Below are 19,909 nucleotides of genomic sequence, written 5' to 3'. Positions count from 1 at the left end.
TTCGGCGGCATCGAAGATGCCGCCGAAACTGTATCTAAATATAGCAATAATACTCTATGCTTTTAAAGCTTCAATTTCATCACGAAGCTTGGCTGCCTTTATAAAATCAAGGTTTTTAGCTGCAGCTTCCATTTCTTTCTGCTTTTGTACAATCATTTTTTCTATATCTTCACTGGCATAAGTTGCTTTAGTTTCTGCAACTTTTTGAAGGATTTGCTTCTGGGTATATTTCTCATCAGGGAAATCTTTACTTCTGCCTACCAGATTTTCTGAAATCTTTTTATTTAAAGCCTGGGGAACCTTGCCATGTTCCTTGTTATACTGCATCTGCTTTTCACGGCGGTATGCAGTTTCATCCAAGGTAGCCTGCATAGATTTTGTTATCTTGTCAGCATACATAATGGCTTTTCCATTGATATTCCTTGCAGCACGGCCTACCGTCTGAATCATCGATCTTCTGCTTCTTAACATTCCTTCTTTGTCTGCATCCAGAATAGCAACAAGAGAAACTTCGGGTAAATCAAGCCCTTCTCTTAAAAGGTTGACCCCAATTAAAACATCAAAAAGTCCGACTCGCAAATCCTGCATAATCTGAATACGTTCCAGCGTTTCTACATCAGAGTGTATGTATCTTGTTCTGATACCGAATTTAGTAAAATATTTGGTAAGCTCTTCAGCCATTTTTTTCGTTAACGTAGTCACTAAAACCCTTTCATCCGCATCAGATCTTTTATGGATTTCCTCCATTAAATCATCAATCTGGTTAAGGGTAGGTCTTACTTCAATAACAGGATCTAAAAGTCCGGTCGGGCGGATAATCTGCTCAATATAAGTCCCGCCGGTTTTTTCTAATTCATAATCAGCGGGAGTTGCAGAAACATAGATCACCTGATTCTGCATGGTTTCAAACTCGGCAAATTTTAAGGGTCTGTTATCCATTGCAGCGGGGAGCCTGAAGCCATATTCTACTAAAGCCTCTTTCCTGCTCCGGTCACCGCCGTACATAGCATGAACCTGAGGAACAGTAACGTGGCTCTCATCAATGACCATTAAAAAATCTTTAGGAAAATAATCGATCAGGCAGAAAGGCCTCGAACCGGGTAGTCTCCCGTCAAGATATCTCGAATAATTCTCAATACCAGAACAGTACCCCAATTCTTTGATCATTTCAAGGTCAAGTTCAGTTCTTTCCTGTAATCGTTTGGCTTCTAAAGGCTTTTCAACAGAGTTGAAAAAATCAACCTGTTTTACCATGTCATCCTGAATCTCCCTGATGGCTCCGTTCAGGGTTTCTTTTGATGTTACAAAAAGATTGGCAGGATAGATTTGAATCTGCTCAAAATTAGAGATCACATTTCCTGTTACAGGATCAAAACTCTGTATCTTCTCAATTTCATCTCCAAAAAACTGAATTCTGATGGCATTATCAGCATAAGCCGGGAAAATATCAATTACATCTCCTTTTACACGGAATGTACCTCTTTGAAATTCATTTAATGTTCTGGCATATAATGCGTTAACTAAGGAGTGTAGAAGAGAGGTTCTGGTTAGTTTTTCACCGATCTCAATTGAAATCAATGATTTATGAAACTCTGTAGGATTTCCGATACCATAGATACATGATACAGAAGCTACGATCAGTACATCTCTTCTTCCCGAAAGTAAACTTGCAGTTGCAGAAAGACGAAGCTTCTCTACTTCTTCATTGATACTTAAATCTTTTTCAATGTAAGTTCCGGTAGTTGCTATGTAAGCTTCAGGCTGATAGTAGTCATAGTAACTTACAAAATACTCTACGGCATTTTCCGGAAAGAACTCTTTAAACTCCATGAAGAGTTGTGCCGCTAATGTTTTGTTATGGGCCAAAACCAGCGTCGGCCTTTGAACATTTTGTACCACATTGGCAACCGTAAAAGTTTTCCCGGATCCGGTAACCCCCAATAAAGTCTGATATTTCTCACCGATTTCTATTCCTTCGGTAAGTTTTTCAATAGCTAGCGGTTGGTCTCCGGTGGGTTGATATTCTGATTGAAGTTTGAAATTCATATATCAAATTTAATAAATAAAAAAGAGTCCTGAAGCGGACTCTTATGAAAAATATTTATTTTGCAATTAAAAACTCATGGTCAATGGTAATCTGTATTGATAAGCAGTGGGCTCTCCGTCTTTCTGTGCAGGAGTCCATACAATATTATCTGTAGCCTGCTTTAATACTCTGTAGGTTTCATTGTTAAATTTTTCCGATGATCCTGCAGTTTTAATGTCGGTTACCTTCCCGTTTTTATCAATCGAAATAAGGGCTTCCGATTTTAAAATTCCTTTTTCTTTTCCTGTAAAAATAGAACTGTTAAAATTATTTGCAACATTACTTCTCAACTGATTAGCTCCTCCCGGATATTCAGCCGGTGTAAGACCTGCAGTACGGGAAACAGATGGCGGAGGTGGAGGCGGAACATCGGCATCATTTTTATTATTCACCTTTTTAGTTTCTGTTGGTGGCGGGGGGGGAGGTGGGGATTTTTCTTCGTTTTTATTTTTTATTTCCGATTTTGTTGCTGCCTTTTTATTTTTCTTAGGAATTGTGTCTGAGATTATTTGATGATCATTCGTCTGGATAATCTTCAGTGGTGAAATACTTTCTTTTAGTTCATTTAAGCTTTTTTCAGAATCATCCAGGCTTAATCCCGGATTGGAGGCATATGTTTTTTGGACGAATAGTCCAAAGGCGATAACTAAAACCGGAATGCTCACCGCTTTTTTTATTCCGGTAAGATTTGATTTTTTAGTGTTCATCATAATAAATCGTTTTTTGGTATTATTAAAATTAAATGAGTGAGTAAAGAGATGTTTTTGAGTTGAAATAATCTCCTGAAGTATCAGTTTCTGATAATCCTTAACATTTGAATTTGTTTTCAAAACTGATTCATCCGCAAGAAACTCATGATTGGTGATCATGGCTTTTTTATAGAAATAAATAGCAGGATTAAACCATGTGACAATTTTGAAAACTTCAATGAAAATAAGGTCTAAACTGTGTTTCTGGTCTAAATGGCTTTTTTCATGCAGAAATATTCTTGAGTCTATCTCATTATTTTTCAGGTAGCTTTTTCCAATATAAATAGTATTCCAGAAACTGAATGGCGAGAGACTTTTTTCAGTTATTACGGTGTTGTAATTCAAGTAATTAACTCTTTTTCCTTTTAGTTTTTTAATCCTTACAATAGAGATAACTGCTTTTATCAGAAAGAATAAGGTTACTGCTCCGTATATTATCCAGATAAGATTTATCCAGTTGAAACTTTCCTGGTTTGGAGATAATACGGTAATCTGCTGTGCGGTTTCTTCAAATATTAATTTCGAATTGGTTTTTGGTTCCGGAAGTTCTGTTGTAATGGAAATAAAAGGAACAGCATAAGAAAATATTAATGAAAAAATTAGAAATGACCTGTTAAACCGGTACATTTTTTCCTTTTCCAGAAAAAAATAATATAACGTGATCAATAATGAAGAGCACAAAACTATTTTTAGAATAATGAAACCCATTTTTATTCATTTATTTGTTGATCAATTATTTCACGAAGTTCTTTCAGCTGCTTTTGGCTCAATTGAGTGTTGGAAGTGAAAAACGATGCAAATTGAGTCACTGAGCTGTTGAAAAAACGGTCAATCATGGAAGTCATTTCTTCCTTAAAATATTCCCCTTTCTCCACCTTTGGATAGTATTCACGGGAATTTCCATACAATTTATAACCTACCAGATCTTTATTTTGCATTCTTTTCAGTAAGGTTGCAATAGTAGTTGTTGCCGGCTTGGGTTCAGGATATGATTCTAGAATATCCTTCATGAAAACATTTTTCCTGACCCAGATAATTTCCATGAGATCTTTTTCAGAATCTGTTAACTTTATTTCTTTCATGTTCTACGTTTTGAAATTTTATTCTACAAATGTAGAGTAAAATATTTAACCACCAAATTTTTATGGCATTATTTTTCCATTCGTTATGTAAACCACTTAATCACAAGACTATGAGATTCAATAATTTTTATATTCCGGCTTTAAGTCTTTTCTTAGTTTTATCGTCGTGTAAAAAAAACAATGCCCATGCCCAGCAAACAGGGACGGATGGGAGCGTGGAAACCGGGAAACCGAATTCGAATTACAAACCTGCTTTTGAGGGACAGACAAGAATTAAAGCCGTCAAGTCTTCTACAGCTTATCATGTAGAAATACTTAACAAAGATCTTGGAAAGCCCTGGGGAATTATCAATTTGCCGGACGGCCGATTTTTAATCACCGAAAAAACAGGTTTTATGAATGTAGTATCTGCTGATGGAAAAACAGTTTCTAAAATATCAGGATTTCCTAAAGTAGACTCAAAAGGTCAGGGTGGAATGCTTGATGTGGCACTGGATCCGGATTTTAAAACAAATAATTTGATTTACTTTAGTTTCTCAGAGCCTTTCGGGAAAGGAAACCTGACTTCTGTAGCTAAAGGAAAACTTTCTGCAGATTTTAAGAGCATAAGTGATGTAAAAGTTATATTCCGGGCGGAACCTTCTTATGATGGAGATAAACATTATGGAAGCAGGCTGGCATTCGACAAAGATGGAAACCTGTTTGTAAGTACCGGAGAAAGATCAGATAAAGAAACCCGTGTCTATGCACAGAAAACGGATAATTATTTAGGGAAAATCCTTAAAATAACGAAGGATGGAAAACCTGCACCCGGAAATCCTTTTATCGGAAAAGCAGGATATAAACCGGAAATTTATGCATACGGGGTCAGAAATCCTCAGGGAATGGCCATTGATCCTAATGGTAATCTTTGGGACGTAGAAATGGGACCGAGAGGGGGAGATGAGATTAATTTTATCCAACCCGGGAAAAACTACGGCTGGGGCGATGTTACTTATGGAATTGAATATTCGGGGCAGAAAGTAGGTGAGGGGATTACTCAAAAGGAAGGAACAGAACAACCTGTTTATTATTGGGATCCGGTAATTTCCCCGAGTGGAGCTACTTTCTATACCGGAAATATTGAAGAATGGAAAGGAAATTTATTTATCGGATGCTTAAGTGGAGAGCATATCAACAGAATCGTTATGAAAGATAATAAAGTTGTTGGAGAAGAACGACTGTTAGCAGACCAGAAAGAAAGATTCCGGGATGTTCTGGATGGATCAGACGGGAATTTATATGCCGTGACAGACAGTGGAAAACTTTATAAGATTTCAAAAAAATAAATACAAGAGCCTCCCGGAATTTTCAGGAGGCTTTGATTATCTTAAAATCTGAAATTAAATCTTGCAAAAGCCTGTCTTCCGGAGAACCCCATCTGTACAGGATCGAAAATCCCGCCAGATTCTGTATTTCCATCTGAAACATGGTTTTTTTGTAAAGTAGGGTATCGGTTGAATAAATTTTTACTTCCAATTGTTAAGCTGATGTTTTTGCTGAAATCATAACCAAAAGACAAATCTGTTGTTACTTTTGGATTGTAAGTCTGAAAATCATCAGCGCCTCCATAGCCGATCAACTGTACTTTATCAAACCTTACGAGCTGTAAATTTGCGTTGAATTTATTGATTTTATAGTTTAAATTTAAGTTGATCTTTGTTTTTGGTGCAGATGCAAGAATAAAGGCCCTTTCTCTCGGACTTAAATAGATTTCTTCTTTTCCTTTTAATTTTTCGGAAGTATTGACTGAGGTGATCTCCATTTCATTATAGTTTCCGGCCAAGGTGGCCGAAAGTTTTCCGGAACCGATATTTTCGGAATAACTCAAAATAACATCAATACCCTTTGTTCTCGTATCAATAGCATTGGTGAAAAACTGTGCCTGGTCAATATACGGATAAGCATCCTGAACATCTTCCGGTAAATCGTCTCTTGAGAAATTACCGGTAAGTACAATCCTGTTCTTCACCTTGATATAATAGCCGTCAACGGTTGCTGTGAATTTACCGGTGTTGAACGTGAACCCTAAGCTACCATTTAAAGAAGTTTCCTGTTTGAGTTGAGGAATTCCGACTGCTTTTGCCAGATCACTGTCATTCGATGCAAGCTGAATGGTTACCAGATCTCCACCCTGAAAATTTGTAAACTGTAAGCTGTAATATTTTTGAGCCAATGAAGGAGCCCTGAATCCTGTAGAAACAGATCCCCGGATAGCCAATTGTGGTATAATAGCATATCTTGTAGCAAATTTTCCATTCATGGTGCTCCCAAAATCACTGTAATTTTCAAATCTTCCGGCCACGCTTACCATCCAGTCTTTGGTAACATCCAGCTCGGTATCTACATAAGCAGCAAAATTATTCCTGTTTTTATCAACTTCCTGTGAATATCCGGGAAAACCCTGTGAACCGCCTGGTCTTACATTTCCACTTAGAGGGTTTTCTACCAATAAACTTGGATCTGTATCAGCTGTTACAATATTTCCGTTCACATCATACATGGCGTATGAAGCTTCCTCTCCTTTAATCACATTGAATTTTTCATACCTGAATTCAGAGCCGAAAGCAATATTTAATCCCTCTAAGACACCAAATTGTTTTGAAGCATTAAATCCCGTTGTATTCTGTAATAAAAAATGTCCGCCGGCATTGAAACCTGTCGGTGATTTTGTACCTAAAGTAGCATTGATTGTGTTATCAATCTGGTATGTAAACCGATTGCTTCCAAAAGCATTATAAACATCTACATCCCAGCTTGCTACTTTAAACTTTAAGCCATTATCAAAAGTAAAATCGGTTATGCTTGTATCCTGTACCGGGTTGAATCCATTTGGATAAACCTCCGGAATATTTCCGTCGGCATCAGCACTTCTTGTCCAGGCATAGGCATCCGTGTTTCTTTGCGAAAACCCTTGTCGGGAATAAAATTTCAGATTATCCGATAATGGGACTTCAATATTTCCGAAGAAATAAAAATTCTGAGATTTTGCATCACCAAATCGTTGTCTCGGGGCATCATATTTGGCTGGATTTGCATTTCTGATGGCATATTCTTTATTTACAAATTCTGCTGTGAAATTTCCGAATCCGCCTTTCGGGCCTATTTTAATACCGTAATTCCCATTAAAATCAAAAGTATTTCCATCGATTTTACGATCTGAAACGACATCATTGTCTCCGGGACTTTTAAAAAGATTCATTCCGTAAAAAGCATTGCCTTCAAATCCCTTGTCGCGATCGTTCAGAATAACATTGATTACTCCGGCAATAGCATCTGATCCGTATTGTGCGGCAGCCCCGTCTCTCAATACCTCTACTCTTTTGATTGCGCCAATCGGGATGGTATTCATGTCATAACCTGTATTACCACGCCCTTTCGTCCCGAAAAGGTTGATCAGTGAAGACTGGTGGTACCTCTTTCCATTGAGGAGTAATAAAGTCTGATCAGGCCCAAGTCCTCTTAAAGTGGCAGGATCTACGGCATCAGCACCATCGGATCCTGATTGCTTATTGGAATTAAAAGAAGGGGCAGCAAACTGTAAAAGCTGATTGACCTCTATTTGCCCTGTAGATTGGCTGACCTGTTTAATGTCTATTACATCAATGGGAACCGGGGTATTGGTTACCGTTCTTTTTTTATTTCTACTTCCTGTAATCGCTACTTCCTCTATTTTAGATTCTTTAGATAGGGTATCCCTTATTTCCTGAGCATATAAAAATGTAGTAGAAACAAGAAAAAGCACACTTGCATATTTTATTTTCATATTAATGGTGGTTTTGTTGATGATTCTATCAAAAATATTAAATTTTCACAACATTTTGATATAAAAATAATGGTTTGTTATGTGTATCTCTGCTATTTGTTCAAAATGATTTATATTTTTAACTTTATTAGCAATAAAATTAAAAACATTTAATAATTCTGTTCAGACCTTCCTCGAGGATTTCCTGTGATGTAGAAAAGCATATTCTGATATGTCCTTCAGCTCCCTTCCCGAACCATCTTTCTGAGCCGGGTACTACTGCTACTTTTCCGTGATGCAAAACATATTCTGTAAATTCTTCACTGGATAATCCGTTTTCAATTTTTGGAAATATCACAAAAGTGGCTTCCGGTAGATTACATGTTAAAATTTGGGATTGATTAAGAATCTCATAGGCTAAATTGCGATTGTTTTGTAAATGGGCTAAAAACTTTTTCAGCCATGGTTCTGCGTTTTCTATAGCAACGCTTCCGGCAATTTGGGATAATGTGGAAACCCCTTCGATGGTAGAATTGAAATTCGATTTTTCTGTAAAGTCCTCAAGGATTTCAGGGTCATTGCATAAAACTGCGCCGATTCTCAACCCTGCAATTCCAAATGATTTTGAAAAGCCATACACGGTAAAGCTTTTATTTTTAGCTTTATCTGAAACAGAGGAGTAGGTGTGGAACTGTTTGTTATCATAAATAATATCACTCCATATTTCATCACTCATTATCCATAAATCATGGGCGGAAGCAATTTCTGATATTTTAATTAAAATCTCTTTGGAATAGACTTTTCCAAGTGGATTGTGAGGATTACAGATGCTGATTAATTTTGTTTTCGGATTAATGAGCGAAACCAGTTTTTCAAAATCAATATCTCCGGTTTTATGATCTACCGGACATAATTTTATCACTCCACCTACAGTTTCCACCGATTTTTTAAAAAGAAAATCTACGGGATCCAGGATGATTGCCTCATCTCCGGGGTTTAAAGTATATTTTGCAACCAAATACATCCCCTGTGCTGCACTGTTGACTGCAAGAACATTTTCAGCACAGAAGCTTCCATTTTTCTCTGAATTAAAATGCTTGGCTACATTTTTCTTGAATTCGGGAAGCCCTGAAAACGGGCCATAACTCAAATACCCGTCTTTTATATATTCAATAATTCCCTGCTCGATTTCCGGGGCCATTCTGAAATCAGGATCTGCGGCAGTCAGCGGTATAATCCCTTCTTCCTGAACAGCCCATCTTCCGTTATATGCTTTTCTTTTTAAAGCTTCAAAGTTGATATCGTTATTGGTAAACATATTTTATTTATAAGATATGGGTAAAGTATTTTTCTTTTGCTGATCGAGGGGTAATAAGAATTGATCCAATAAAATTCTTCCGTTTTGTATATGTACTTGTATTTCGGGTTTTCTCTCTCTTTCATATTTTCTGAAGGCTTCAGTCGTATTTTTTTCTTCAGTTAAATATCGGGTCAGCGTAAAAGAATCTTTAAGGGCAGAAGTGACTCCCTGACTTGTAAATGGGATCAAGGGATGTGCAGCATCCCCGATAAATACAATATTGTCTCTGTAAAACGGATTTAGTGTTTCTAACTCGTAAACCGGCCATAAGTGAATGTTTTTATAGCTTGATTCCCTTACGATAGTTGAAACCAAGGGATCCCATTCTTTAAAAACTTCAAACATATAATCTTTAATATTTTCTATTGAACATTCTTTGTCAGTTTTATACCTCTCATTATCAAACTGCGAATACCATAAAATCTTGTCATCTGAAAGCTTAAGAATTCCAAACGTTAATCCACCGTCAAGATGGTGAAATTTCATGAAATTATTTTCGATCCTGGCAGCGATATCTTTATTTTTAATGATATTTACCATTTCATTTTCACGTACGGATCTGAGGATTTCATCTTTGAATATTTCTTTTCTGATCCTGCTTCTGGAGCCATCCGAAACAATAATGATATCGGATTCAATATCGGATCCGTCAGGATATTTTAATCCGCCTTTTTCCTGATCAGAAAAAGAGATCGTTTTTTCATAAGTGATTTTTGAGGATGGAATATTTCGGGTCAGAATTTCAATCAATGCTCCTCTGGAGATCACAAAAACATCATTGAGGTCTTTTTCTGCGATTACTTTTCCTGTATGCGAATACTGAATGTACTTTTTTAAAAAATTACCCTGTTTAAAAAGAGTGTTTTTATCAATGATATGAGACAGGAATTCAATGCCCTCTTGCGGCAGTAAAAAACCGTGACCTGCTAAATCATTTTCCTTTCTTCTTTCGTAAATATGGTAATCAATATTGTGTTTTTCTAAGTAATTCGCCATGCTTAAGCCGGAAATTCCTGCGCCAACGATAGCAATATTTTTCATTTGGGGAATAGGGGGATTTTCAAGTTAGTGTTTATATTGTTTTTTTGAATTTTATTTGAAATATTACAAATTTAAAGTAAAAAAAATAAGAGTTTTTCTAAACAATAATACTCTTTGGTTAGGGATCTATAAAATGCATGCATTAAAGATGTGCCTTATTTAAAATGAAAAAAACCGAGGATTACTCGGTTTTTCTTTATGCCTCTTCCAGTTTAACCGTAAAGTGTCTCAGAAGATCAGGTTCCCATGTGATTTTATACCCTTTTGTAATTTCATCGCGTCTTTCATAAACATTTTTGATGGCAGCAGCGATATAATCCATATGATTGTTGGTGTAAGTTCTTCTGGGAATTGCTAAACGAACTAATTCAAGCTTAGGATAACGGTTTTCTCTGGTTTCAGGATCTCTGTCGGCGAGTAAAGTTCCGATCTCCACGGTTCTGATTCCTGCTTCCTTATAAATTTCAAGACCTAAAGTCTGTGCCGGATATTCTGCACGGGAAACTTTTGGTAAAAAATTTAAGGAATCGATGAAAACAGCGTGCCCTCCAATTGGTTTCTGAACAGGAATTCCGTATTCTATTAATTTATTTCCAAGATATTCAACCTGAGAAATTCTGCTTTCCAGGTAAGCAAATTCTGTTGCTTCATCAAGACCAACAGCTAAAGCAGCCATATCTCTTCCGGCCATTCCTCCATAAGTAATGAAACCTTCATAAATAATAGTGAAGTTGGAGGCTTTTCTGAAAATTTCTTCATTATTCAGGGCAATAAAGCCACCGATGTTTACTAATCCGTCTTTTTTAGAGCTCATCGTCATCCCTTCTCCATAAGAGAAAATTTCTTTACAGATTTCTTTAATGCTTCTGTTTTCCTGTCCTTTTTCTCTCTTTTTAATAAAGTATGCATTTTCAGCAAATCTCGCTGAATCGAAATAAACAGGAATTCCATACTGATCGGAAAGCTCTTTTACCGCCTTCATATTTTCTAAAGATACAGGCTGCCCTCCTGAAGAATTACAGGTAATGGTAATTAAACAAAAAGGGATTTTTTCTTTAGGGTGGCTTTTATAAACCTCCTCAAGCTTTTCAAGGTTGATATTTCCTTTGAAAGGGTGTAAGTCATTAATATCAAAAGCCTCATCAATAGTACAGTCTATAGCATGTGCTTTTCTGAATTCAATATGTCCTTTTGTGGTGTCAAAATGAGAGTTTCCGGGAACAACATCACCGTCTTTTACCAATACTGAGAACAAAACGTTTTCAGCAGCTCTTCCCTGGTGGGTTGGCAAAAGGTATTTGAAACCGGTAATATTTTGTACAGTCTGGTGTAGCTGTTCGAATGAGCGGGATCCGGCATAGCTTTCATCTCCGGTCATCAATGCTCCCCATTGTCTGTCAGACATTGCTCCGGTTCCGGAATCTGTTAATAGGTCAATAAAAACCTGTGAAGATTTTAAGTTGAATAAATTGTAATTGGCGTCTTTAAGCCATTGTTCTCTCTCTTCTCTTGTTGATTGACGGATTTCTTCCACCATTTTAATGCGGAAAGGTTCCGCGTACGGTAAATTCATGAGTTAAAATATTTAATTGTTTTTAAAGAAAATTTATTTGAAATACATTCAAATTCATCAAGTATATTTAAAAGCAGAAGGAAATCTACTCGGGAGCTTTAAATATATTATCATCAGAGTGGAAGCCTGCGACACCTCCGCTTACCGCAAATTTCATTGCAGAAGCAGCAGTCATTCCCACTACCGGTTTGATGTTTTTTTCTTCAGTAACAATTACCCAGCCTGAAATGGCATAAGAATGCGGAAGATAAACAGCCACATAATTGTGCTTATCAACATCGGCCATTTCTTTCTGGGTTAAAAACCCGATTCTCCAGATTTCCGGATTTTCGTTGGTTTTTACCCAAACAGGATTATTGAATTTTTTTTTGTCACCCACAAATGAAGACATCACGTCTTTTGTGGGGGTATAAATATGTTTTACTCCGGGAGTTTTTTCCAATAAGCTATCCATTGTATCGAAGAAAAATCTTCCGACAACAAACTTATTTCCTAAATACCCAAGAAGTGCAGTGATCAATATTGTCGAAACAAAAACTAACCCCGGGATCTCTTTTGCGATTGACGGAATAATATTGTCAACAGACGTGACAATATACCAGATCACAAAAATAGTAAGCCCGATTGGCCCAATGATCACTAATCCCTGAAAGAAGTTTTTCAGAAAAAAATTAGCGATATTTTCGAAAGTCAGCTTTTTCAATTTGAATTTTTACTGTTTATTATTTTAGCCGTGTATGGTTTCTTTATTTCCGAAAGATTGGATGATGCCGGCTTCATATTCCAGCCATTCTTCCCAACGGGCATTTACCTTTTCAGGATTTCCTAATTGTCTTGCAAATCCAATGAAAGTTGTGTAGTGATTGGCTTCTGATATCATGAGCTCTTTGTAAAATACTTTCAGCTCTTCATCCTTAATGTTTTCTGTAAGTACTTTAAACCTTTCACAGCTTCTTGCTTCAATCATAGCTGCAAAAAGCATTTTATCAACAATTAAATCTTCCCTGCTGCCCTGCACAATAAATTTGGCCAGCAGATTGACATAATCATCTTTTCTTGCCCTCCCAAAAGTATAGCCTCTTTTTTTAATGATCTCATGTACCTGGTTGAAATGATCAAGCTCTTCCTGCGCGATGGCGAGAAGTTCAGTAACGATTTCCGTATATTCAGGAAGCATGGTAATCAATCCGATTGCATTGGTCGCAGCTTTCTGTTCGCACCACGCATGATCGGTCAAAATTTCTTCAATGTTTCCTTCTGCAATATTTGCCCACCTTGGATCAGTAGGAAGTTTCAACTTAAACATGTTATAAATTTTCTGTAAAATTAAAATAAATTGCGATAAATCAGAAGCTTTATTGATATTATAATGATGAAGTTATTGTATTGTTAATTAATTACTGGTAATTTGTTTTGATATTTATTATAAAAATCACTTAAATTTTTAACAATGAAAACAATTGCATATTTAAAAAATCAGTTGAGCTGACTTTTAGTCTTTGTTTTCATGTTGTTTACCGGTCCTGTAATCCTTGCTCAGGAATCCGGAGAAGTAGTTAATTCTACCAAGACCATCACTACTACAGAATGGTATGCAGATCCCATCTATTTAATTATCGGAGCGGTAGTTCTGATTATTATTGTTGCGCTTTTAAGCATGCGGGGAAGACGTAAAGACTAGCTTTTATTCAGCAGCTGTTTTTCTTCGCAGAAGTTCAAGGATCTTCCAACCGGATGCATCAATTTTTTTCAAACCTTCAGCAATGACTGAAGCTAAAATGATATTAATGATGTAAATGAGGATCATTAATATCCACCAGGGCATATTTTCTTTCAAAGGAACGACAATGAAATAAACGATGGAAGAGCTTATTCCCTGGGCGAAATAGAAGAAAATCGCATTTTTTCCGATATAGGTAATGAAATTTTCTTTTGTAATTTTCAGTCTGTTATAGAAGATAAATAATGTTACCAGAGAAAATAAAGTCCATATGATATACGGAATTTTTGGAGGAAATTTGTTTCTGTTGATTGTATAAAATATTTCACTTCCGTAGTACCAAAACATCCATATTAATGCTACACCAACTGTTCCATAAAGTACAGAAATCATTCCTGCCTGAATTTTTTTACCCCGCATTCGGTTGGCAATCAGGAAAACGGCAAGATAAAATGCTACATATCCTACCTGGCCTGTCGGGTAAAACCATGGAAAAATATTAAAAATTAATGTTAAGGCAATGCAGAGTCCAATAAACCAATTGATATGTTTTGGGAAAAACTTCAAAATTAAAACTCCGAAAACGGTCAAAATAAAGTAGACTTTCAGATACCAGAAACTTCCCATGACCACAGGAAAAGTATCAGCATTGGTATATTGGTGCAGATACCAGTTTCCGAGATTCTGCCACTGGGGTTCTGTGGAAATTCCTGTTGTGGCATATTTTGAACCAAATGTTGCATAGAAGTTTTGTAATGATTCCAGTGAAAAAAAAGTAAGTCCGAAAACTTTAAAAAAATAATCGAAGAAAAACAGGAATGTTACAAAGATCATATAAGTGATTTGCAATTTTAATAGCCTGTAAAATGTTTTTTCAATATTCGCACCGGAAGTGATTCCGCTTAATGCGTAGAACAGGGCCACATCGAATACCAGTGAAAATACCCGTACTTCAGCCGGAATATAAAACTGCCCGGACCAGAAAGCCGTATGGATAAATATAATGGAAAGGGTTGCCAGGCCTTTTGCAAAATCAATGTAGAGGTCTCTATTCATTATAATACTGGATATGCATCAAAAGTAATTAACTTTAGTAGATATTGCAAATAAATGAAAAGAGGTAAACCGTGGCTTACCTCCTTTATTAATATATCAAGAAATGAATGTTTAAAGATTCTTGAATTCTTCGGCAGAAATTTCTCCGGTCTGAATTTTTCTTAGCTCATCCATGTATTGGCTCATATAAGCATCAATTTCAGGATTTCGGCTGTTTTTACCCATTTTATAAGTTCCGTTTAAAACTCCCTGATAATAATAGAAGAAGTTATAATCGAAATCAGCTGCAGAAAGGCTGTATTGTCCTAAAAGGAATCCCAGACGAACGGCAGATCTTCTCTGAGGGGGAGTTCCGTGGTGATTAGGGCTGGATGTTTGGTAGTCTCCGATAGCCTGGGCAAATTCGTAAGCTGCTGCAATTTCAGAGAACTGGGTTTTGTTGTAGCCGTTTGGTCTCCTTAGATAATATCCTGCAAAACCGTCAGCTTCCAGTTCGTTTGGCCTTGCTGTAGATTCGTTTACAGAAGGAAGCCCGAAGATGTACTGCAGCTGATGGCCGTACTCATGTGCAAGAATCATTGCATTTACAATATCTCCGCCTTTACTTTTTGCATCATAATAAATGGCATATCCGTAATAGATTTTCCCGGATGAATAAGAAATCGCATTATAAGTTGAATTATAATTTGACGGGTCATTAACGAACCGTAATGTAGGATTGCTTCTTCCCCACATACTTGCAATTTTAGTCATTTGAGAATTCATAAAATTGGTATCCGTGGAATTCTGAAGACTTGTTGTTAAAACTGCCGTTGAACTCCAGTTTTGGTCTACATAATAACAGATCTTTTCTTTCTCCCCGGGTTGTTCGATTTTTAAGTTTTCAGATTGTTGCTCCGGTAATGCAGAGTCTTCCAGTTTGTCGTCATTACATGCTGTTAATGAGAATACAGCAACTGCTCCTGCTAAAAAGCAGAACTTAAAGTTTCTTTTCATATAAAATATTTTTTGGTGAAAACGAAGGTATAAAATAATATAATATGTAACGGCATTTTAAATGTTAAAATTATTCATCGCATAGTGAAATGTTGTCAAATAAAAAAACATTGATTGATTGCAAGTTAATTAGAAAATAATTCTTATATTTGCACCTCGAAATAACTAAAAATCTATAAACAATGTTTGCAATTGTAGAAATAGCAGGGCTTCAATATAAAGTTGAGCAAGACCAGAAGTTGTTTGTAAACCGTTTGAAAGGAGAAAAAGGAGAAAAAGTATCTTTCGATAAAGTTCTTCTTACTGTAAACGGAACAATCACTGTAGGCGCCCCAGCTGTAAATGGTATCACTGTAGATGCAGAGATCCTAGACCACGTAAAAGCTGATAAAGTAATCGTTTTCAAAAAGAAAAGAAGAAAAGGTTACAAAGTGAAAAACGGTCACAGACAATCTTTAACTCAAATTCAAATCACTGGAATTACAGGTTTTGAAGGCGGAGCTAAGAAAACGGCTGCTAAGAAAGAAACAGTAAAAGCTGAAGTTCTTTCTGACAACGCAACTGTTAACTTCGGTGAAGATCACGAACTGAACTACCACTTAAAGAAAAACGGTTTGTCTCAGTCTAAAGAAAACAGAGAAACTTTAATTACTTTAGGTAAAGCAGTTAAAGTTGAATTAGAAAAGAATATTCTTACTCATGAAGAAGTAGATGCTGCTATCATTAAGAATATCGATCAATTTAAAGCACTTAATAAATAATAATCCACATATAAAATGGCACACAAGAAAGGAGTCGGTAGTTCCAAGAACGGTAGAGAATCTCACTCTAAAAGATTAGGTGTGAAGATTTTCGGAGGACAAGAAGCTATTGCCGGAAACATTATTATCAGACAGAGAGGTACACAACACCACCCGGGTGAAAACGTGGGAATGGGTAAAGACCACACTTTGTTTGCTCTGGTAGACGGTAAAGTAGTTTTCAGAAAAAAAGCAAATAACAGATCTTTTGTATCTGTAGAGCCAAACGCATAATCAGCGTTTTATAAAAATTCAAAGCCTCAGCGAAAGTTGAGGCTTTTTTTTGTTTTAAAGTGTAAATTATTCATTTATATTCATTTCAAGGTGAAATATTTTTATATTTGTGTAGAATCAAATACCAATTGCGGCAGCCGAAAAGCATACAGAGTAGGCGACAAATTTAAACAAACTATTTTATGAAAAACTTGAAAAAACTGACGAAGAAAGAGTTGAAATCAATTGCAGGCGGTTCAGAAAGATGCCCGGTTCCTGCAACATGGTGCTCAGAATGGTGCACATGGTCAGATTGGCAGAAAGAACATTGTATAAATGCAGTGATAGATGTGATGCCCTGCGATTGCTAATTAAAATCCTGAATGAAATTTAAAAACCAAAACAAGATACTATGAAAAATCTAAGAAAATTGACCAAGAGACAATTAAGAGTAATTGAAGGAGGTGCCTCAGCCTGTCCTCCTCCTGCAACAACATGTGCGGAATGGTGCACCTGGTCAGCCTGGGACAGATTGCGTTGCAGAAACATGATTATAGATCCGGACCCATGCCCTTGCTAGTGGTAATTGTCTAATGAACTACAACCTCAACACTGTTAGGGTTTTGGGTTTGTATGTGAAAAATACTGTTTTAAATTTTTTACTGTTGTTTGTAAACCAATCAAAAATCAAAATAATATGAAACAATTAAAAAAGCTTACAAGAAATAAACTTAGAACTGTAAGTGGTGGTTTTAAGTGTGAGGGAATATCCTGTGACTGGTATTGCGGTTTGCCGGCAGAAAATCGTCCGGTTTGCCTTTCTCCGCAGACATTAATTAGTTCCGATCTGTGGCGGATGTAATGACAGATAAGATTTATGACTAAAAATAAAAAATCTCCTTTTCATAAGGAGATTTACTTTTTTAAAAACCAACCTGAAAGCCGGCTTTTATTCCAAATGTAGAAATATCAGGGCGGTCTAAATAATTTCCACGCCAATTGAAGTCTACTCTGAAAATTCTTAAATTTCCAAATCCTATATTTTCAATTCCGAATCCGTACTCATAATAAATATGTTCGTTCGGCGCAGAATATTTGAATCCTTCTACATTGATCTTTTTAGACGCATCACTTAATGTTCCGTAAGCACCTCTGATAAAAGTAACCTCTCTGAGTTTCAATTTTTTAATCAAAGGAATGTAAGAAAGGATTTTTCCGTTAAAATGATGCTCTAAATGCAATGTTGTGTAAGTATCGGCAACAAATTCATAATAATTAAGCTGAGCAAAAGTATTGGTTGCCAAACTGTAAGACTGGTTCCCCGGAATTACATTTTGTAAAGCCAATGGTACGGTGTCAAAGTTTTTCCCCGCTTCAAAATTAATTAAGGTCTTGCCCCAGCTTCCGATTAAAACAGGCTTATAAAACATGAACTGAAGCTTATTATAGTTGAAGTCTCCATTGAATAAGCCCTCAATACCACGTGTATATTTTAAAACAATTGTAGGGGCTAAAGTTCCGTGTTCGTACCGGTCTATCCCTGTTTGAGAAAACTTGGCTCCCGGCCTTGCGATCAAACTTACGGTAACATGCGAATCATTGAGTGTTTTTCTTAAATCACCATTGCGGTAGTACATCAGGCTAAACCCGTCGGGATTGGCAGATTTAATGCTCTGCATGGTGCCGTCAACCCTTATCTGAAAATTTTTCCAGGGTTCGATGGAAGTGAATATATTAGTTTGGTTAACAGAGCTTAATGAAGCGTTTTCTCCTCTTGCAAAAACGGTGGAAGATGCAAATGAACGGGACATAATTCCATCATCATTGGTTAACTGTACTCCCAGCTGCATTACATCTCTCCGGGTTCCTGCACCAATCATAAATCGGTTAACCCTGTTAAACATATATTTTGCTTCAACACCATATTTTAATTGCTGGTCTTTGAAACCGTAAGCGGTATAAAATTGTACTCTCCAGGGGTCATTTCTTGTAAAATATGTTCTTGCGCCTAATCTGATTCTGTCTCCTTCCACCTCATTGGTTCCGTAAACAGAGAAGATAGGGCCCAGATCGATCCCCTTTGTAATATTGTAATATCCTGAACCCAGGGTTTCATATAACTTTACAATTCTGTTGAATTTTGGGGTTTGCTGCAGCTTATCAAGCATATCATAAACACCCTGTTCGGTTTTTGAAAGAGAATCCGGCCTTGCTTTTACCCAATAGGCATCATCCTTATCAACAAACTTATCATCATACTCTTCTTCCTTCCGGGTGAAAATTTTAGCATCCAAAGGTTTGTTGAAGTCATACTGTGAATAATCGACGGATCTTTTGGCAATAATGCTCTTTGATGTTTTCTTCTTGGAAAAAAGAGTCATTTCGATTTCTGTGACAAACTTTTTAGGTAAAAAAGTATTTTCATCAGGATTATCATATTCCAGTTCTGTAGAGATGGCATTAATAAAGTTTACATTGATCCTTTGGGTCGATTTTAAGGTGGCTCCCAAAACAGCATAGGTATCGGTATCTATAAAAAGATATCCCTGAAAAGCTAAAACTTCAGTCCTTTTAGGCTGATACCTTATTTTGTAGGCATTTTCTCCCCGCATTGATATGGTGTCAATCAGATTGTAATCATAGGTGCTGAAACCATCTGTTCCTACAGGGCTTGGGAAGCCTATATCAAAATAATTTAAAGTGTTGTCATAAATATTGATGTCACGATAGAGATTTTTTGCAGTAAGCGTGACGATCTGATTATCCTGGAAGCCAGAAGTTTTCTGTGCAACCAACAGTTTTTTTGTCTTTTTTGAGGGCTTGTTTTCCCCGTAATTTTCATAAATAGCCTCATTCAGGAAAATAGGAAGCCCCATTTTTCCGCTTGCTGTAGAGTCTGCATAATCAAAGATGAAATCAAGCTTGTTGAAGATTTTTTTCTTCATAAAGGCACTGTCCAGATTATTGGCATCAAACTGAATTTTTTCGTACTCTTTGTAAGTATAGGTATCAAACTTGTCTAGCCCGTTATTTCTTTTTCTTTTCCATACCTCCTGCATAATAGCATAAGCCGGATTTTCTTTTTTATTTTTATATTTGGGCTTTTCGTTGTGGATAACCACTTCTTCAATATTGCTTACTTTCTCCTGAGAAAGCTTAATGATTAAATTACTGGCATTTTCCGGGGTAATGGTTACGCTTTGTAAAGCATAGCTTTTCCGTAAAAATTTTAATTTATAGATAATACTGTCAGACTGAACACTGAAGCTTCCTGTAGAGGTCGTGAAAACAGGCTTATTACTATCATTGATAAAAATATCTACACCTGTGATTTCTTTATTGGTTTTAGTGTCAATTATTTTTCCGTTGGCTGTATTTTGAGCGCAGATAAAATTGGAAAAGAATATAAGAAAAAAGAGAGGGCAGTATCTGGAATTATTTGTTAACAT

Annotated in this window: 18 protein-coding genes; 6 read left to right on the top strand and 12 right to left on the bottom strand. The window is 36.4% G+C overall.

The features are described from left to right. Positions 1-54 precede the first annotated feature (54 nt). The 3 genes from uvrB to PMI13_RS07235 form a co-directional block, all read right to left on the bottom strand. Positions 55-2,046 carry an excinuclease ABC subunit UvrB gene (gene uvrB, locus PMI13_RS07245; protein WP_007842252.1) on the bottom strand — a complete coding sequence of 664 codons (1,992 nt, stop codon included), beginning with the start codon at positions 2,044-2,046 and terminating at the stop codon, positions 55-57. 66 nt (positions 2,047-2,112) lie between these two features. Continuing rightward, the gene (locus PMI13_RS07240) at positions 2,113-3,543 is read right to left on the bottom strand and encodes a M56 family metallopeptidase (protein ID WP_007842251.1); all 1,431 of its coding nucleotides are present in this window, start codon (positions 3,541-3,543) and stop codon (positions 2,113-2,115) included. 2 nt (positions 3,544-3,545) lie between these two features. Next, a complete protein-coding gene (locus PMI13_RS07235) occupies positions 3,546-3,917 on the bottom strand; it encodes a BlaI/MecI/CopY family transcriptional regulator (protein ID WP_007842250.1) in 372 nt (123 codons plus the stop codon). Between the two features lie 110 nt (positions 3,918-4,027). Between PMI13_RS07235 and PMI13_RS07230 the strand changes: the two genes are divergently transcribed. Beyond that, complete coding sequence (locus tag PMI13_RS07230) at positions 4,028-5,245, top strand: PQQ-dependent sugar dehydrogenase (protein ID WP_007842247.1); 1,218 nt, start codon at positions 4,028-4,030, stop codon at positions 5,243-5,245. Between the two features lie 41 nt (positions 5,246-5,286). On the opposite strand, the gene PMI13_RS07225 is transcribed toward PMI13_RS07230, so the two are convergent. The 6 genes from PMI13_RS07225 to miaE all read right to left on the bottom strand — a co-directional run bounded on the left by PMI13_RS07225 (position 5,287) and on the right by miaE (position 12,981). Then, positions 5,287-7,722 carry a TonB-dependent receptor plug domain-containing protein gene (locus PMI13_RS07225; protein WP_007842246.1) on the bottom strand — a complete coding sequence of 812 codons (2,436 nt, stop codon included), beginning with the start codon at positions 7,720-7,722 and terminating at the stop codon, positions 5,287-5,289. Positions 7,723-7,861: 139 nt separating this feature from the next. Continuing rightward, positions 7,862-9,019, bottom strand: a complete 1,158-nt coding sequence (locus tag PMI13_RS07220; RefSeq protein ID WP_007842244.1) for a pyridoxal phosphate-dependent aminotransferase — start codon at positions 9,017-9,019, stop codon at positions 7,862-7,864. 3 nt (positions 9,020-9,022) lie between these two features. After that, positions 9,023-10,102 carry an FAD-dependent oxidoreductase gene (locus PMI13_RS07215; RefSeq protein ID WP_007842242.1) on the bottom strand — a complete coding sequence of 360 codons (1,080 nt, stop codon included), beginning with the start codon at positions 10,100-10,102 and terminating at the stop codon, positions 9,023-9,025. Positions 10,103-10,298: 196 nt separating this feature from the next. Continuing rightward, on the bottom strand, positions 10,299-11,675 hold the full coding sequence (locus PMI13_RS07210; RefSeq protein WP_007842240.1) for a tryptophanase: 1,377 nt from the start codon (positions 11,673-11,675) through the stop codon (positions 10,299-10,301). A gap of 85 nt (positions 11,676-11,760) precedes the next feature. Beyond that, positions 11,761-12,378 (bottom strand): DUF502 domain-containing protein, encoded by a 618-nt coding sequence (locus tag PMI13_RS07205; RefSeq protein ID WP_007842238.1) that lies wholly within the window; start codon positions 12,376-12,378, stop codon positions 11,761-11,763. Positions 12,379-12,402: 24 nt separating this feature from the next. Beyond that, entirely contained in the window at positions 12,403-12,981 is a 579-nt protein-coding gene (gene miaE / locus PMI13_RS07200; protein WP_007842236.1) for a tRNA-(ms[2]io[6]A)-hydroxylase, read from the bottom strand. Positions 12,982-13,182: 201 nt separating this feature from the next. Between miaE and PMI13_RS21130 the strand changes: the two genes are divergently transcribed. After that, entirely contained in the window at positions 13,183-13,356 is a 174-nt protein-coding gene (locus tag PMI13_RS21130) for a hypothetical protein (RefSeq protein WP_007842234.1), read from the top strand. A 3-nt stretch (positions 13,357-13,359) separates the two neighbouring features. Here the strand turns inward: PMI13_RS21130 and PMI13_RS07195 are convergent, their stop codons facing one another. Together PMI13_RS07195 and PMI13_RS07190 are read right to left on the bottom strand one after the other, a co-directional pair. After that, positions 13,360-14,451, bottom strand: coding sequence for an acyltransferase family protein (locus tag PMI13_RS07195; RefSeq protein WP_007842227.1), 1,092 nt, complete (start codon positions 14,449-14,451; stop codon positions 13,360-13,362). A gap of 111 nt (positions 14,452-14,562) precedes the next feature. Next, entirely contained in the window at positions 14,563-15,447 is an 885-nt protein-coding gene (locus PMI13_RS07190) for a neutral zinc metallopeptidase (protein WP_007842225.1), read from the bottom strand. A 182-nt stretch (positions 15,448-15,629) separates the two neighbouring features. Between PMI13_RS07190 and rplU the strand changes: the two genes are divergently transcribed. The 4 genes from rplU to PMI13_RS21120 all read left to right on the top strand — a co-directional run bounded on the left by rplU (position 15,630) and on the right by PMI13_RS21120 (position 17,040). Then, positions 15,630-16,208, top strand: a complete 579-nt coding sequence (rplU, locus tag PMI13_RS21305; protein ID WP_007842223.1) for a 50S ribosomal protein L21 — start codon at positions 15,630-15,632, stop codon at positions 16,206-16,208. 15 nt (positions 16,209-16,223) lie between these two features. Continuing rightward, on the top strand, positions 16,224-16,481 hold the full coding sequence (gene rpmA / locus PMI13_RS07180) for a 50S ribosomal protein L27 (protein WP_007842221.1): 258 nt from the start codon (positions 16,224-16,226) through the stop codon (positions 16,479-16,481). Positions 16,482-16,663: 182 nt separating this feature from the next. Beyond that, on the top strand, positions 16,664-16,831 hold the full coding sequence (locus PMI13_RS21125; protein ID WP_156104430.1) for a bacteriocin-like protein: 168 nt from the start codon (positions 16,664-16,666) through the stop codon (positions 16,829-16,831). A 41-nt stretch (positions 16,832-16,872) separates the two neighbouring features. After that, positions 16,873-17,040 (top strand): hypothetical protein, encoded by a 168-nt coding sequence (locus PMI13_RS21120; protein WP_007842214.1) that lies wholly within the window; start codon positions 16,873-16,875, stop codon positions 17,038-17,040. 343 nt (positions 17,041-17,383) lie between these two features. Here the strand turns inward: PMI13_RS21120 and PMI13_RS07175 are convergent, their stop codons facing one another. Next, positions 17,384-19,909, bottom strand: a complete 2,526-nt coding sequence (locus PMI13_RS07175; RefSeq protein WP_007842206.1) for a DUF5686 family protein — start codon at positions 19,907-19,909, stop codon at positions 17,384-17,386.

The sequence above is a fragment of the Chryseobacterium populi genome (assembly GCF_000282115.1).
In the GTDB taxonomy this organism is placed as follows: domain Bacteria; phylum Bacteroidota; class Bacteroidia; order Flavobacteriales; family Weeksellaceae; genus Chryseobacterium; species Chryseobacterium populi.
Note: the sequence above shows the minus strand (reverse complement) of the source record. Positions and strands in the feature narration are given on the sequence as shown.

Coding starts and splice junctions, on each gene's coding strand:
- uvrB (WP_007842252.1), bottom strand. CDS start 2,046: ATGAATTTCAAACTTCAATCAGAATATCAACCCACCGGAGACCAACCG.
- PMI13_RS07240 (WP_007842251.1), bottom strand. CDS start 3,543: ATGGGTTTCATTATTCTAAAAATAGTTTTGTGCTCTTCATTATTGATC.
- PMI13_RS07235 (WP_007842250.1), bottom strand. CDS start 3,917: ATGAAAGAAATAAAGTTAACAGATTCTGAAAAAGATCTCATGGAAATT.
- PMI13_RS07230 (WP_007842247.1), top strand. CDS start 4,028: ATGAGATTCAATAATTTTTATATTCCGGCTTTAAGTCTTTTCTTAGTT.
- PMI13_RS07225 (WP_007842246.1), bottom strand. CDS start 7,722: ATGAAAATAAAATATGCAAGTGTGCTTTTTCTTGTTTCTACTACATTT.
- PMI13_RS07220 (WP_007842244.1), bottom strand. CDS start 9,019: ATGTTTACCAATAACGATATCAACTTTGAAGCTTTAAAAAGAAAAGCA.
- PMI13_RS07215 (WP_007842242.1), bottom strand. CDS start 10,102: ATGAAAAATATTGCTATCGTTGGCGCAGGAATTTCCGGCTTAAGCATG.
- PMI13_RS07210 (WP_007842240.1), bottom strand. CDS start 11,675: ATGAATTTACCGTACGCGGAACCTTTCCGCATTAAAATGGTGGAAGAA.
- miaE (WP_007842236.1), bottom strand. CDS start 12,981: ATGTTTAAGTTGAAACTTCCTACTGATCCAAGGTGGGCAAATATTGCA.
- PMI13_RS21130 (WP_007842234.1), top strand. CDS start 13,183: ATGTTGTTTACCGGTCCTGTAATCCTTGCTCAGGAATCCGGAGAAGTA.
- PMI13_RS07195 (WP_007842227.1), bottom strand. CDS start 14,451: ATGAATAGAGACCTCTACATTGATTTTGCAAAAGGCCTGGCAACCCTT.
- PMI13_RS07190 (WP_007842225.1), bottom strand. CDS start 15,447: ATGAAAAGAAACTTTAAGTTCTGCTTTTTAGCAGGAGCAGTTGCTGTA.
- rplU (WP_007842223.1), top strand. CDS start 15,630: ATGTTTGCAATTGTAGAAATAGCAGGGCTTCAATATAAAGTTGAGCAA.
- rpmA (WP_007842221.1), top strand. CDS start 16,224: ATGGCACACAAGAAAGGAGTCGGTAGTTCCAAGAACGGTAGAGAATCT.
- PMI13_RS21125 (WP_156104430.1), top strand. CDS start 16,664: ATGAAAAACTTGAAAAAACTGACGAAGAAAGAGTTGAAATCAATTGCA.
- PMI13_RS21120 (WP_007842214.1), top strand. CDS start 16,873: ATGAAAAATCTAAGAAAATTGACCAAGAGACAATTAAGAGTAATTGAA.
- PMI13_RS07175 (WP_007842206.1), bottom strand. CDS start 19,909: ATGTTAACAAATAATTCCAGATACTGCCCTCTCTTTTTTCTTATATTC.